This is a genomic window from Lacrimispora sp. YZC11 (assembly GCF_057543815.1).
Map to the genome: position 1 here is coordinate 456,205 of NZ_BAAJYQ010000020.1, position 12,821 is coordinate 469,025.

At 46.0% G+C, this 12,821-nt stretch carries 14 protein-coding genes; 12 read left to right on the forward strand and 2 right to left on the reverse strand.

Annotated elements, in window-relative coordinates; genetic code table 11:
• The gene (locus tag AC27IJ_RS23615) at positions 1-759 is read left to right on the forward strand and encodes a DUF6062 family protein (protein ID WP_487151017.1); all 759 of its coding nucleotides are present in this window, start codon (positions 1-3) and stop codon (positions 757-759) included.
• Positions 760-761: 2 nt separating this feature from the next.
• Here the strand turns inward: AC27IJ_RS23615 and AC27IJ_RS23620 are convergent, their stop codons facing one another.
• The gene (locus tag AC27IJ_RS23620; RefSeq protein WP_312441145.1) at positions 762-1,607 is read right to left on the reverse strand and encodes a helix-turn-helix domain-containing protein; all 846 of its coding nucleotides are present in this window, start codon (positions 1,605-1,607) and stop codon (positions 762-764) included.
• Positions 1,608-1,729: 122 nt separating this feature from the next.
• Here AC27IJ_RS23620 and AC27IJ_RS23625 point away from each other — a divergent pair, with 122 nt between their 5' ends.
• The 7 genes from AC27IJ_RS23625 (at position 1,730) to AC27IJ_RS23655 (ending at position 7,901) form a co-directional block, all read left to right on the forward strand.
• Positions 1,730-2,749 (forward strand): Gfo/Idh/MocA family protein, encoded by a 1,020-nt coding sequence (locus tag AC27IJ_RS23625; protein ID WP_312441147.1) that lies wholly within the window; start codon positions 1,730-1,732, stop codon positions 2,747-2,749.
• A 3-nt stretch (positions 2,750-2,752) separates the two neighbouring features.
• Complete coding sequence (locus AC27IJ_RS23630) at positions 2,753-3,907, forward strand: Gfo/Idh/MocA family protein (RefSeq protein ID WP_487151020.1); 1,155 nt, start codon at positions 2,753-2,755, stop codon at positions 3,905-3,907.
• A 76-nt stretch (positions 3,908-3,983) separates the two neighbouring features.
• Positions 3,984-4,832: a sugar phosphate isomerase/epimerase family protein gene (locus AC27IJ_RS23635; RefSeq protein ID WP_312441149.1), complete on the forward strand. Its 849-nt coding sequence runs from the start codon at positions 3,984-3,986 to the stop codon at positions 4,830-4,832.
• 107 nt (positions 4,833-4,939) lie between these two features.
• Positions 4,940-5,629: a FadR/GntR family transcriptional regulator gene (locus AC27IJ_RS23640; protein WP_312502656.1), complete on the forward strand. Its 690-nt coding sequence runs from the start codon at positions 4,940-4,942 to the stop codon at positions 5,627-5,629.
• A 245-nt stretch (positions 5,630-5,874) separates the two neighbouring features.
• Positions 5,875-6,648: an SDR family oxidoreductase gene (locus AC27IJ_RS23645; protein WP_312441151.1), complete on the forward strand. Its 774-nt coding sequence runs from the start codon at positions 5,875-5,877 to the stop codon at positions 6,646-6,648.
• Positions 6,649-6,660: 12 nt separating this feature from the next.
• On the forward strand, positions 6,661-6,786 hold the full coding sequence (locus AC27IJ_RS23650; protein ID WP_312441152.1) for a hypothetical protein: 126 nt from the start codon (positions 6,661-6,663) through the stop codon (positions 6,784-6,786).
• A gap of 32 nt (positions 6,787-6,818) precedes the next feature.
• On the forward strand, positions 6,819-7,901 hold the full coding sequence (locus tag AC27IJ_RS23655; protein WP_487151023.1) for an iron-containing alcohol dehydrogenase family protein: 1,083 nt from the start codon (positions 6,819-6,821) through the stop codon (positions 7,899-7,901).
• Between the two features lie 134 nt (positions 7,902-8,035).
• On the opposite strand, the gene AC27IJ_RS23660 is transcribed toward AC27IJ_RS23655, so the two are convergent.
• Positions 8,036-8,812, reverse strand: a complete 777-nt coding sequence (locus AC27IJ_RS23660; protein ID WP_312441154.1) for a DeoR/GlpR family DNA-binding transcription regulator — start codon at positions 8,810-8,812, stop codon at positions 8,036-8,038.
• A 241-nt stretch (positions 8,813-9,053) separates the two neighbouring features.
• Here AC27IJ_RS23660 and AC27IJ_RS23665 point away from each other — a divergent pair, with 241 nt between their 5' ends.
• The 4 genes from AC27IJ_RS23665 to iolC all read left to right on the forward strand — a co-directional run bounded on the left by AC27IJ_RS23665 (position 9,054) and on the right by iolC (position 12,818).
• A complete protein-coding gene (locus tag AC27IJ_RS23665; RefSeq protein ID WP_312502654.1) occupies positions 9,054-9,179 on the forward strand; it encodes a hypothetical protein in 126 nt (41 codons plus the stop codon).
• Positions 9,170-10,018, forward strand: coding sequence for a class II fructose-bisphosphate aldolase (locus tag AC27IJ_RS23670; RefSeq protein WP_487151026.1), 849 nt, complete (start codon positions 9,170-9,172; stop codon positions 10,016-10,018). Before AC27IJ_RS23665 ends, AC27IJ_RS23670 begins: the two co-directional genes overlap by 10 nt.
• 97 nt (positions 10,019-10,115) lie before the next feature.
• Positions 10,116-11,639, forward strand: a complete 1,524-nt coding sequence (locus AC27IJ_RS23675; protein ID WP_487151028.1) for a CoA-acylating methylmalonate-semialdehyde dehydrogenase — start codon at positions 10,116-10,118, stop codon at positions 11,637-11,639.
• A 144-nt stretch (positions 11,640-11,783) separates the two neighbouring features.
• The gene (gene iolC, locus AC27IJ_RS23680; protein ID WP_312441156.1) at positions 11,784-12,818 is read left to right on the forward strand and encodes a 5-dehydro-2-deoxygluconokinase; all 1,035 of its coding nucleotides are present in this window, start codon (positions 11,784-11,786) and stop codon (positions 12,816-12,818) included.
• Positions 12,819-12,821: the final 3 nt, after the last annotated feature.

The window sequence follows — 12,821 nt, forward strand, 5'->3', positions numbered from 1 at the left end:
ATGAAGGAAAAACTATACGAGATACCGTTAAATGATGCCATGGATGCAGACGATGAATGCCCGTTCTGCTGTCTTGAGAGAAAAGCGGAACAGGAGCTTATGGATTTTGTATTAGGCTCCTGTGCTTCTTATATGGAAAGCGATACAAGAGAAGCTACAGACCGGTCAGGCTTTTGCCGGATCCATCAAAAGAAGATGTTTGATTACGGAAATGCCCTGGGAAATGGCTGGATATTAAAGACCTATTATAAGAAACTGATAAAGGAAATGAAGGAGGAATTTAAGGAGTTTGCTCCTGGAAAAACCTCCTTAAAGGAACGCCTTACGGGAAAGGCGGGAAATTGCAATTCCATCAGCGACTGGATCGAAGGGAAGGAAAAGACCTGCTATATATGCGACCGGTTTTCTGAAACCTATGAGCGGTATGTGGCAACCTTTTTCCACCTATACAAAAAGGATCCCGTTTTTCAGGAAAAGCTTAATAAAAGCAAGGGATTTTGTCTTCACCACTTTGCTGATCTGTGCAGCGGAGCGGATAAATATTTAAATGACAGGGAGCGGAAGGAGTTTTATCCTGCCATTTTTAAAGTCATGGAACTAAATATGGAGCGGATATCCGGCGATGTCGACTGGTTCATCGAGAAATTTGATTACTTAAACCGGGATGCGGATTGGAAGCAGTCTAAGGACGCCATTCAGCGCGGAATGCAGAAACTGCGGGGCGGATACCCGGCAGATCCGGCCTATAAGCAGCGGTAAAATTACCGGCTCAGGCGCTTAAACTGTCCGGGTGTATAGCCGGTAGTCTGGCGGAAGGTACGGATAAAGTTGGAATAATCATGAAAGCCGGATAAATGGCAGGCTTCTAAAACCGTATGTCCCTGAGTAAGCAGTTCCTTTGCCAGAGCCACCCGTTTTACCACGATATACTGGAAAATACTGCTTTCTGTCTCGGATTTAAATAAGTGGCTGATATAATATTTATCAAGGGAAAGTGCCTGGGAAATGGAATCCAGGGTCATGGGTGTTGTTAAGTTTTTGTCAATGTAACTCATGATCGCCTGAGCCCGGTGGGGCTTTGGGGCTGTCCCTCCGGGGCTTGTCTTTTGCCAGGCCCTGTTAATAATAATAAGAATCTGGATCAATGTTGTCATTGCCGTTAGATCGCTGCCGTAAGAGCAGCGATTTTTTATTGCCTCATGAAGGTCCTGAGCCATGGAAACCAGACGCCTGTATTCCTCTTTAGAGAGCAGGACCAGATTGCCTATGGCAGGTTCACGGTGGAAACACTCTAATAAGTTGGTGTCAGGGGTGCAGTAAGGGCGGATAAAGGCAGGATTTACGTGAATGACCAGGCGGGTAAAGGCTTCGCTTGTGGTGTTGATGGCCTTATGGATCTCCCGGTTGGAAAACAGGATCAAGCTTCCCGGGGTCATATCGTAGCAGGCATCCTCCACAAAATACTGGATGTGGCCGTCCATGAGCAGATAGATTTCATGGCTGTTATGCATGTGAAAATCTACATTTCCGGCAATTTGGCTGGTAGTAAAATCGCAGCTGAAGGGCTCGGTAAATTGGCTGTAATGGTAAGGGCTTTCCTTTTTCATGGCTTCCTCCTTAAATAGACAATTTATGCATACTTATAGTCAATCTACGCAAACAAATTGCGTTAAAAACAGTATATAATAAATCTATCACAGAATGAGGAAAAAGAAAAGAGGAGGTAATCATGGTTCGGGTTGGGATAATCGGCTGCGGAAACATCGGGGGAGTTCACGCTATGGTACTGAATGAAATAAAACAGGTCCGGATCTGCGCTCTGGCAGATATCCGCCTGGAACGGGCAGAGGAATATTCGGCCCGCTTTACGGCCGGAAAGGCAAAGGCATATGAATCCATGGAGGATATGCTTGAAAAGGAAGAGCTTGACGTAATCCATATCTGCACGCCCCACTACTGCCATGTGCCTATGGCGGCAGCGGCCTTAAAGAAAGGACTTCATGTATTTATGGAAAAGCCGCCGGCCATAAGCAGAGAGCAGTTTGAAGAGCTTTTATTTGTTTCCGGCCAGAGCAGGGGAAGGTTAGGCATCTGTTTCCAGAACCGGTATAATGAAACCACAAAAAGGGTTAATGAGATCTTGGCCCAGGGAACCCTTGGCAGGATAAAAGGCGGAAGGGCATTTGTGACCTGGCATAGGGATTCTTCCTATTATACAGAAAGCGGCTGGAGAGGAAAACTTGAAACAGAGGGCGGAGGGGCTTTAATCAACCAGTCCATCCACGCTCTTGATCTGCTTCTTTCCTGGCTTGGAAAACCTGTAAGGACGGAAGGCTCCATGAGCAATCACCATCTGAAAGGAATTGTTGAGGTAGAGGACACCCTGGAAGCCTATATGGCTTTTACAGAAGGAGCAGAGCCGGTAAGTGCCAGCTTTTATGCCACCACCGCTTACACCATGGATGCGCCGGTTTTCTTAGAGCTAGCCTGTGAAAACGGATTCGTCCGTCTGGAAGGAAACTCTGTCTGGTATCAGACGGAGGGACAGGAGGAGCCTGTGGTATGGCAGGCAAAAAAGTCTTCTCTTATGGGAAAGACTTATTGGGGCAGCGGACACGAAGCCTGTATCAGGGATTTTTATGATTGTTTGGAAACCGGGAAGGATTATTTCAATGACCTGGCCTCGGTTCAGAATACATTTTACACCATGATGGATATTTATGATTCCGCAAGAAATGAGAGGAGATAGGACATGGATAAGGTAAGACTTGGTATTATCGGAATTGGAAACATGGGAAGCGGTCATTTAAAGAATATTCTGGACGGAAAAGTTCCGGAGATGGAAGTGACTGCGGTGGCGGACCGCCAGGAAGGCAGAAGAACCTGGGCAAAGGAGCATTTGCCGGAGTCGGTTGTCATTTTTGAAGAGGGAAAGGATCTGATTACAGCAGGAGTATGCGATGGGGTCTTAATTGCAGTGCCACATTACCAGCACCCCGAACTGACCATTGATGCCTTGAATCATGGGCTGCATGTAATGTGTGAAAAGCCTGCGGGAGTTTACACCAAGCAGGTTCAGGAAATGAATGAGGCTGCTAAAAAGAGTGACAGGGTCTTTGGCATGATGTTCAACCAGAGGACCAACTGCATTTACCGGAAAATGCATGAGCTTGTAACTGGCGGGGAACTGGGAGCCATCAAGCGGGTCAACTGGATCGTAACGGACTGGTACCGCACTCAGTCCTATTATGACTCAGGAAACTGGAGAGCCACCTGGGATGGAGAAGGCGGCGGCGTGCTGTTAAACCAGTGCCCTCATAACATGGACTTACTCCAGTGGATCTGCGGAATGCCAAGTAAGGTACAGGCATTCTGCCACAACGGGAAATGGCATGACATTGAAGTAGAAGATGATGTAACGGCTTATATGGAATATCCAAACGGGGCTACGGGAGTCTTTGTCACCACAACCGCAGATGCGCCGGGAACCAACCGGTTTGAGATTACTTTGGAAATGGGCAAGCTGGTATGCGAAAACGATAAGCTTATGATTCATAAGCTGGCGGAAAACGAGCGCACCTTCTGCAAAACGGCAAAGGGCGGGTTTGATACCCCGGAATGCACGGTGACAGAAGCTACGACAGACGGGGAGAATGAACAGCATGTGGGAGTGTTAAAGGCGTTTGCCGGGAAGATTCTTCATGGCACTCCCTTAATTGCGGAAGGCGTGGAAGGAATAGGCGGGCTGACCTTATCAAATGCCATGCATTTATCCAGCTGGTTAAAGCGGGAGGTGGAGATTCCCTTTGATGAAGATTTATTCCTGGAGGAGCTTAATAAGCGTCGTAAGGAATCCAGGAAAAAAGAAGGGACCGAAGTGGTGTTTAACACAGAAGGAAGCTATTAGGAAACACCCTTCGGGTATCCCTTTATGCCCAAAGAGCATGGCCAACAAATAGGAAATGAAAAAAGGAGAAACGATTATGTGGGATGGAATTCTATTATCTGGTTTTGCAGATGAAATCGATATGGACTTAGGAAAGCAGATTGAAGTATTAAAGAAGCTGGATATTCATCATGTGGAGATGCGGGGGGTTAACGGCAAGGGCCTGGTCGAGTATTCCATAAATGAAGGAAAGGAAATCAAAAAGCAGCTTGATGAGGCGGGAATCCGTTTATCCTCTGTGGGCTCTCCTATTGGAAAAATAAAAATCACCGATGATTTTGCACCTCATATGGAGCTTTACAAGCATACGGTGGAAATCGCCCATATGATGGAAGTTCCATACATCCGTATGTTCAGCTTCTTCATGCCTGAGAATGAAAGCTTTGCTCCTTATCGGGGAAAGGTCATGGAACAGCTTGGACAGTTCGTAGATTACGCAAAGACCAGCCAGGTGGTGCTTCTTCATGAGAATGAAAAGGATATATACGGAGATGTGGCAGACCGCTGTCTGGAAATTATGAAGGAATTCTATGGGGAGCATTTTAAGGCAGTCTTTGACTTTGCCAATTTCGTCCAGTGCAAGCAGGACACTCTGGAAGCTTATGAGATGTTAAAACCCTACATCGCCTATATCCATGTAAAGGATGCCCTGTGGTCCGATGCCAGCGTGGTTCCTGCAGGCATGGGAGACGGACATGTGGAAGAAATCTTAAAGATGCTGAAAGCCGGAGGATACAAGGGATTTTTATCCCTGGAACCTCATTTAAGCGATTTTGCAGGATTCAGCGCTTTGGAGCAGAATGCAGCTGAAAAGAAAAAGTTGAGCGGAGAAGAGGCCTTCACCATGGCCTATGAGTCACTTAAGAAAATACTGGAATCAATTTAACGATATATATTCCTGCCGACTGGTTTATGAATGCAAGAGTAAGAAAAAATGCTACTTGTAATTTGTCTGACAAGCTGTTATAATGCCTTTCAAGGAGATAAATGCTTATGAAAATTCAAAAATCGAATGTAACAGCTCAGATTATTGAATATATGAAATCCAACATTGAAAACGGCATCTGGAGAGCCGGTGAGATGATTCCGTCGGAGCATGTTCTTACTGAGGAGCTTTCCGTATCTCGGGCAAGTATCCGTACGGCGATTCAGCAGTTCATTGCATTGGGGCTGATGGAGAGCCATCATGGAAAGGGAACTTATCTTATTTCAAATGATATGTCCGTCTTTCGGAAAACCGGCAGAAAAGATCATTACTACAGCATGGAAGATATTGTTCAGTCTCTTCAGTATCGAATTATCGTAGAGAAGGGGACGGCCCAGTTGGCAGCGGAGCATATCGCTCCGGAGGGGTTAAAGCGGCTGGAAGCTTATCTGGATGAGATGAAACGAAGTGTGGGAGATTCGGATGGGTTTGTGCGCAGCGATATGATGTTTCATCAGGAGATTTCAGAAGCCTCTGGTAATCTGCTGCTTAAGCACGGCTTGTGTGAAGTACTTACAAACACGAGAGAGTACCATCGTCAGCTGAATGAACTGGTTGGATATAAAAACGGCATCTATTATCATACGATGATTCTGGAAGCGCTTAAGAATCGGGATGGGAAAAAGGCAGGACTGCTGATGGAAGAGCATTTGCAGACTTCCATGAAAGATGCGCTGGACTCAGGAACTGAATCATAGTTCATTGTATTTTAACCCCGGCATGATGAGCCGGGGTATAAAATAGAAAATACTTGTCAGACGACTAACAAGAGAAGAGAAAAACAAGTAAAGGCATTGGAGAAAAATGAAATTGCCATTTTTTCTTGGATATCTGATTATCTATTTTCTTGTAGAATTGGTGCCGTAGGTCAGTACCTTTTAAACCGGCGCCTGATAAAGAAGGAAATAAGATTGATTTTATATATAAAAAGGAGAGCAAAGGGATGGAAATTAAAAATTTCACAAATTTAACCGGGAAAAAGGCAATCGTAACAGGTGCGGCACAGGGATTGTGTCATGGCATGGCGGAAGGCCTTTTGGAAGCAGGAGCAGAAGTCTGCATCATTGATATCAGCCCAAAGACTCTGGAGGCAGCGAAAGAGTTTTGTGACAGAGGTTACATTTGCCACGGCGTGATTGCAGATCTGGGAGATGATGAGGACCTTGAGAACGGCTTCCATGCTGCAATAACCGGCATGGGAGGACATCTGGATATTCTGGTCAATGGAGCAGGCGTGCAGAAGCGTCATAAGTCAGAAGAATTTCCCATTGAGGATTGGAATTTTGTAATCAATATCAATTTGAATGCCGTGTTCAAGCTCTGCAAGCTTGCCGGGCAGCAGTTCTTAAAACAGCAGAGCAAAGGAAAAATTATCAACATCGCTTCTATGTTATCCTTTTTTGGCGGCTATACCGTGCCGGCCTATGCGGCATCCAAGGGAGGCGTGTCACAGCTTACAAAAGCTCTGTGCAATGAGTGGGCAGCTGCGGGTATCAATGTCAATGCACTGGCACCTGGTTACATGGATACGGAAATGAACGCGTCACTGACAGAACCGGATAATCCAAGATACAACGAGATTACGGACCGTATCCCGGCACATATATGGGGGACTCCGGAAGATATGAAGGGACCATGCGTTTTTCTGGCATCAGCAGCCTCCGATTATTTAAATGGTGCGGTCATTCCAGTAGACGGCGGATATCTGGTTCGGTAAGAAGGCTTTCATATGATAACTGGAAAGATTATAAAAGAACGAATGGAAGGCTGTAGATATATTTCTGCAAAAGACAGGGGACTGCATGAGGTGATTTCACCGGGGGATACAGATTCGGCCATGGCGGAATTTAACTAGATTAAAAGGTTGGAAAGGAATGGACAGCAATCATGAATATACGAACATCGATTTATTTGCCGCAGTTTACGGTTGGTGAGGATGCGTTTTCAGCATTTGGTGATGAGATGAGAAAATACGGAACCAGAGTGGCAGTGGTTTATGGTGAAAAGGCATGGAATGCATCGAAATCTTATGTTTTGCCTGCATTGCAGGCAGCAGGACTTACCGTAACGGCAGAAGTGCTTTACGGCAAGGACACAACCTTTGAAAATGTGGAACGAATCCTTGCAATACTCGGCAGTCAGGATATCCATATGATTCTTGCCGTTGGAGGGGGAAAATGCATTGATACGGGTAAGGTAATTGGGGATAGAATGGGAAAGGCTGTGTTTACGGTTCCATCCATCGCATCAAACTGTGCTCCGGTAACAAAAATCAGCATTATGTATCATAAGGATGGTTCCTTCCGCGAGATCGTAAAACTGAAATCCGTACCGTCTCATTGTTTTATTGATCCGCGTATCATATTGGCGGCTCCGGCAAAATATCTCTGGGCAGGAATTGGTGATGCGATGGCGAAAAATGTGGAATCTGAGTGGTCCGCCAAGGCAGGTGAACATCTGGACTTTGGCAGCGAGTTTGGCATCACAGCCGGTAATATGTGCTTTTTTCCGATGGTTCGGGAAGGAAAGCAGGCACTGGAGGATGCGAAGGCAGGAAAGGTAAGCGAGGCATTGGTAAATACGATTTTAAATGTCGTAGTAGCTCCTGGTGTCACTTCGGTATCGGTTCATCCGGATTATAACGGCGGGGTCGCACATGCGTTGTTTTATGGACTGACAAAGCGTAAAAGTATCGAAAAGAATCATCTGCATGGTGAGGTTGTATCCTATGGCACTCTGGTAAATCTGATTCTCGATCAGAACTGGGATAAGTTTCAGAAGGCTTATGAACTGAATCGTTCCATCGGTCTTCCGGTCTGTCTGGCGGATCTGGAGCTGGACCGCAGCGATTCGCTTGAGGATGTATTGGAGGCAACCCTGGCAAATCAGGAACTGACCCATACACCTTATCCGGTCACGAAAGAAATGATATACCACGCAATACAGGAGTTGGAAGATTATAAAGTTTAGATCACTTGTAATAGACACAGGTAATGCCAAATAACAGCAGCAGACACCTGTGTCTTTCTTTTATTTTCCGCCGGTTATCATTTTAACATAAGAGTTGGAAGATTCTCTCCACACCGAATAGATAAAGCTTTAATCTACGATTCGGGAGCGATTCGGATGGCACAGTCCTGATCTTTGCAGTAAGAACTGAAATCATCATCAGGCATCTGTTCCGTCAATATACAATCAAACTGCCCGATCTCACCGAAGGTCATAAGAGAGGTACGCCCAAACTTTGAGGAATCAGCCAGAAGATAATGCTTCTGGCTCTTTTTTAACGCCGTTTTCTTAATGATGTATTCCTCTGTGGAGGCGTTGCAAACCCCGGCCTGAAGGGAAATTGCGGTGCAGGCCATAAATGCCCGGACAATGTTATAATCCTCCAAGTATTCCACGCAGGAGCTGCCCACTAATGAAGCGGTATCCCTTTTTAGGGATCCGGGCAGGACGATTAAATTGATGTTGGGATAATTCATGGATTTATTGATGACCTGGAGGCTGTTGGTAATGACAGTGACCGTACCTAAATGGGTCAGGTGATCCACAATGCCCATGGTGGTGGTCCCGCTGTCAATAAATATGATATCCCTCTCCCGTACAAAGGAAGCGGCCAGTGCGGCGATCCTCTGCTTACTTTGGGCATTTCTTCCGGCACGCTCATGGAAGGTGACCAGATTAGGGATAGGGGACGCATTTTCGCATGCGATGACGCCGCCGTAGACTTTTTCCACGGTGCCGCGGGCAACAAGGATCTCTAAGTCCCGGCGAAGGGTATTTTTTGAAATTTCAAATTCTTCACACAGGGCATCAATGGAAGCCGTTCTGTGCTCCAGTATATATTGCTCCAGTTGGTCAATTCGGGAAATTCTCATAGGTGTACTCCTTGCTCAGCTGCCTCTCTGGCATACTGTTATAGTAAGATTATAGCAGATGTACAAAAAAATATCAAGAAGTAACCAACACTTAACCAAAATTTAAAAAATAATAGAGATTGTCTTGACTGACACCTAAATAAGTGCTAAAATATGACCATAACATTACATAAATAAAATCAAAACATGACCATAAAAGGGAAGGGAGAGAAAAACTCTTATTGTCACTGATGAAATGGTGGTGGGGTCAGGAAAAGTGATTTCCTCCTCCAATACCGGAAAAGAGATGATTAGGGATGATGTGACGGAGCTTTTCCACAGTCAGTGGGATGGAAGCCCGGATAAAGGAGAAGAAGTATGGGATTAGTAAAAATGAAGGAATTGCTGAATCAGGCCTCAGAAAGAAACAGGGCGGTTGGAGCCTTCAGTGTGGGAAATCTTGAGATGGTGAAGGGAGCTGTAAAGGCAGCTGAAGATATGAATACCTCCATTATCTTACAGATCGCGGAAGTGCGTCTTCCCCATTCCCCGCTGACTCTGATGGGGCCCATGATGGTGGAGGCGGCAAAGAATGCAAAGGTCGATATCGCAGTTCATCTGGATCACGGCAAGACCATTCAAGTGTTAAGACAGGCTTTGGATTATGGGTTCACCTCCGTGATGATGGATGGTTCCAACCTTCCCTTTGAAGAGAACATGGCAAAGACCTTAGAGGCAGTGAATCTCGCCAGGGAATATGGGGCGACCGTGGAAGCAGAGCTTGGCCTGGTGGGCGGCAGCGAGGATGGGAGTACGGATGAGGGAATCCGCTGCACCAATCCTGACGATGCCAGAACCTTTTGCGAAAGGACCGGAGTGGATGCACTTGCAGTAGCAATCGGTAATGCCCATGGCAATTATCCGGTGGCTCCAAGGCTGGCCTTTGATGTTCTGGGAGCCATTGACCAGAAGACCAATGTGCCTCTGGTTCTTCACGGCGGGACAGGAATTACCCCAGAAGACTTCCGGAAAGCCATAGGCCTTGGAATCCGGAAGATCAACATTGCAACGGCCAGTTTTGACAGCCTTACGAAAGAAGCTGCAAAGTATCTGGAATCTGAAGGAAAACATGATTATTTCGGGCTGAATGAAGCGATGGTCCGGGGAGTGTATGAGAATGTAAAGCAGCATATCAGGATCTTTCAATGTGCGGAGCCGCTTACGTAAATCAATAAGATCATTAAAAGTTTACATGCAAAAATTATAAACTAAAACCGCTTAAAACAACGTTTTAATACAACCAGTTTTGAGCGAAGAGAAAGGAATGGATATAAAAATGGGAGAAGTAAAAAAACTAAAGTATCTTGTAAATGGTCAATGGAAGGAATCGATGACGGAAAAGTATTCTGATTCATATGATCCCAGCACCGGCGAAGTAATAGCCAAAGTACCATGCTGTACTCCGGCAGAAGTGGAAGAAGCCGTGGAGGCTGCAAAAGCGGCATTTCCGTCCTGGTCATCTACCCCTGTAATAAAAAGAGTTCAGGTACTTTATAAGCTCAGGGATCTGCTCATCGAGCATATGGATGAACTGACCATGCTGGTGGCAAAGGAAAACGGTAAAAGCTGGGAAGAGGCTCAGGGCGATGTACTGAAAGCCAAAGAAGGAACCGAACAGGCCATAAGTGCCCCTTCACTGATGATGGGAGAGAGCCTGATGGACGCTTCCACCGGATTTGATACGGTGCTGTACCGTATGCCTTTAGGAGTATTTGCCGGTATCGTGCCTTTTAATTTCCCTGCAATGATCCCTATGGGCTGGATGGCTCCCATGTGTATTGCCTGCGGCAATACCATAGTGCTTAAAGCAGCATCCTTTACCCCTCGGTCCTGTATGCGTATAGCAGAACTGTATAAAGAAGCAGGACTGCCGGATGGCGTCATTAATATTGTCACCTGCTCCAGAAAAGAAGCAGAAATTCTTCTCACTCATCCTGATATCAAAGGGATCAGCTTCGTGGGTTCTACTTCTGTGGGTATGCATATTTATTCCACGGCTGCGGCCACGGGCAAGAGAGTTCAGGCTCTCTGTGAAGCCAAGAATCATGCTCTGGTTTTAAATGATGCTCCGGTTAAGCGTGTAGCGGCGGGTATCATCAATTCTTCTTTCGGATGCGCAGGAGAACGGTGTATGGCTCTGCCTGTTGTGGTTGTACAGGAGGGGATTGCCGATGCCCTTGTTGCGGAGATCATCGCTCAGGCTAAAACACTTAAAGTGGGACCGGCCTATGATAAGAGTACAAAACTGGGACCGGTGGTAAATAAGGCTCATAAAGAGTCCATCGTAAAGTGGATTGAGACAGGTCTAGAAGAAGGCGCAGAGCTTGTACTGGATGGACGCGACATTGTAGTGGAAGGTTATGAAAACGGCTTTTATTTAGGGCCGACGATCTTTGACCATGTGACTCCTGACATGAGCGTAGGGGAAAAAGAAATCTTCGGACCGGTGCTGTGCATTAAGAGAGTGAAGACCTTTGAAGAGGGATTAGAGATCATGAATGCCAATCCATATGCAAACGGTTCTGTTATCTTTACTCAGAACGGTCACTATGCCAGAGAGTTCGCAAGACACTCGGACGGCGGTATGATCGGTATTAACGTAGGAATTCCGGTTCCGGTTGGCATGTTTCCTTTCAACGGCAATAAACTGTCATTTATCGGAGATCTGCACTGCTTAGGCAAGGATGGATACCGGTTCTTCACAGAAAATAAAGTTGTAACTACCAGATGGTTCGACGAAGAAACCGGAGAATCCACAAACGTGAATACCTGGGATGGAACAATCTAAAAGTTACCGGCCAATGATAGATAAAAACGCCCTGCAAGGCGGATTAAAACCTTGCAGTGTGTTTTTTCACGCCATGATATGGCTGAACTCACCGGGAGAAAATAAGGACAATGGCACGCAGAACGGGATGGGAGAGAGGTAACGATGGAATATATAAAATTTGATGAAACCAGAGAGATGGACATAATTCTTCTTGGAAGGGTGGCAATTGATTTTAATCCGGCTTACAATGAGTATGTGAAAGAAGAATTCAAGCCCTTAAAGAAGGTGCACATGTTTGAAAAGTTTGTGGGCGGTTCTCCGGCTAACATCGCCGTAGGTGTGACCAGACATGGCATGAGGGCGGGATTCATCGGGAAAGTATCAGATGACCAGTTCGGTGAATTTGTAGTGGATTATTTCAATGAACAGGGAATCGATACTTCTCATATTACAAGATGCAAAAATGGAGAAAAGCTGGGCCTGACCTTTACAGAAATGCTTTCTTCCAGTGACAGCAATATCCTGATGTACCGGAACTGCATTGCTGACTTGCAGCTGGATGTAGAAGACATAGACGAAGCGTATATCAAAAAGGCAAAAGCCATTTTGATATCAGGTACGGCGCTTGCACAAAGCCCGTCAAGAGAAGCTGCCCTTAAGGCGGTCATGCTGGCGAAGAGAAACGATGTCAGAATTATCTTTGATATCGATTACAGAGCCTATAACTGGAAAAATGCGGACGAAATATCCATATATTACTCCGCAGTTGCCAAAGAAGCAGACATTATTATGGGCTCAAGAGAAGAATTCGACTTAACGGAAAAACTGATCAAGCCAGGCATGACAGACGAAGATAGTGCGGCACTGTGGCAGAGCTATCGTGCCAGGATCGTGGTCATCAAGCACGGAATGAAAGGGTCTACCGCATATACTCATGACGGACAGTCATTTTCTATCAAACCGTTCCCGGTGGAGGCCAGAAAAGGTTTCGGCGGGGGCGACGGATACGGTTCAGGGTTCCTGTATGGTCTGTATGAGGGCTGGGATATCATAGACTGCCTGGAGTTTGGTTCGGCAGAGGCCTCTATGATGGTAAAGAGCAATAACTGTTCGGATTCTCTGCCTACGCCGGAGGAAGTACATGCATTTATAAAAGAAGAAAAGGAAAAGTTTGGTGAGATGATCGCCCGTGTATAAAAA

What these genes read in the sequence shown, in the direction of transcription:
- AC27IJ_RS23655 (WP_487151023.1), top strand. Translation starts at nt 6,819, where the DNA reads ATGAATATACGAACATCGATTTATTTGCCGCAGTTTACGGTTGGTGAG.
- AC27IJ_RS23650 (WP_312441152.1), top strand. Translation starts at nt 6,661, where the DNA reads ATGATAACTGGAAAGATTATAAAAGAACGAATGGAAGGCTGTAGATAT.
- AC27IJ_RS23630 (WP_487151020.1), top strand. Translation starts at nt 2,753, where the DNA reads ATGGATAAGGTAAGACTTGGTATTATCGGAATTGGAAACATGGGAAGC.
- AC27IJ_RS23640 (WP_312502656.1), top strand. Translation starts at nt 4,940, where the DNA reads ATGAAAATTCAAAAATCGAATGTAACAGCTCAGATTATTGAATATATG.
- AC27IJ_RS23660 (WP_312441154.1), bottom strand. Translation starts at nt 8,812, where the DNA reads ATGAGAATTTCCCGAATTGACCAACTGGAGCAATATATACTGGAGCAC.
- AC27IJ_RS23670 (WP_487151026.1), top strand. Translation starts at nt 9,170, where the DNA reads ATGGGATTAGTAAAAATGAAGGAATTGCTGAATCAGGCCTCAGAAAGA.
- AC27IJ_RS23675 (WP_487151028.1), top strand. Translation starts at nt 10,116, where the DNA reads ATGGATATAAAAATGGGAGAAGTAAAAAAACTAAAGTATCTTGTAAAT.
- AC27IJ_RS23625 (WP_312441147.1), top strand. Translation starts at nt 1,730, where the DNA reads ATGGTTCGGGTTGGGATAATCGGCTGCGGAAACATCGGGGGAGTTCAC.
- AC27IJ_RS23615 (WP_487151017.1), top strand. Translation starts at nt 1, where the DNA reads ATGAAGGAAAAACTATACGAGATACCGTTAAATGATGCCATGGATGCA.
- AC27IJ_RS23620 (WP_312441145.1), bottom strand. Translation starts at nt 1,607, where the DNA reads ATGAAAAAGGAAAGCCCTTACCATTACAGCCAATTTACCGAGCCCTTC.
- AC27IJ_RS23635 (WP_312441149.1), top strand. Translation starts at nt 3,984, where the DNA reads ATGTGGGATGGAATTCTATTATCTGGTTTTGCAGATGAAATCGATATG.
- AC27IJ_RS23645 (WP_312441151.1), top strand. Translation starts at nt 5,875, where the DNA reads ATGGAAATTAAAAATTTCACAAATTTAACCGGGAAAAAGGCAATCGTA.
- iolC (WP_312441156.1), top strand. Translation starts at nt 11,784, where the DNA reads ATGGAATATATAAAATTTGATGAAACCAGAGAGATGGACATAATTCTT.